General features: G+C 61.5%; 1 protein-coding gene. It reads left to right on the top strand.

Annotated features, from left to right (window positions below; genetic code table 11):
* Positions 1-577, top strand: a 577-nt coding sequence (locus H8A92_RS40610; protein ID WP_229200821.1) for an IS66 family transposase, incomplete at its 5' end; no start/stop codon positions are given.
* Between the last annotated feature and the right edge of the window lie 21 nt (positions 578-598).

The raw sequence follows: 598 nt of genomic DNA, 5'->3' as shown, positions 1-598 counted from the left end.
CCGCGGCAATGATGGCATCACATTGGCTGGCTGCTGGTCACACTGCAGACGCAAGTTCTACGAGCTGCATGTTGCAGGGAGCTCAGAGGTGGCAACGGCGACGGTCGAGCGGATGGCGAAGCTCTGGCAGGTCGAGAAAACCGTGCGCGGCCAAAGCCCCGACACTCGCGTTGCCGCGCGCCGGCAAGCCTCCGCGGCGATCGTCGCAGATCTCTTCGACCTCTGGCAGCAGACCTTGCGGCGGATCTCCGGCAAATCAAAACTGGCCGAGGCGATCCGCTATGCCGTCTCACGGCGTGCCATCTTCGAACGCTTCCTGGCCGATGGTCGCATTGAGCTCGACTCCAACATTGTCGAACGGGCCATCAGGCCACAAACGATTACGAGAAAGAATAGCCTCTTCGCTGGCAGCGACGGCGGCGGACAAACCTGGGCGACTATCGCAACTCTGATGCAGACGGCGAAGATGAACAACGTCGACCCGTTCGCCTGGCTAGCCCTAACACTTCAGCGTATCGCCAACGGTTGGCCGAGCAGCGAAATCGACGCGCTTATGCCATGGAACCACGCCGCCTGACGGCCTCAGCTTGCCGCTTAC

It is taken from the genome of Bradyrhizobium acaciae (genome assembly GCF_020889785.1).
In the GTDB taxonomy this organism is placed as follows: Bacteria; Pseudomonadota; Alphaproteobacteria; order Rhizobiales; family Xanthobacteraceae; genus Bradyrhizobium; species Bradyrhizobium acaciae.
Note: the sequence above shows the minus strand (reverse complement) of the source record. Positions and strands in the feature narration are given on the sequence as shown.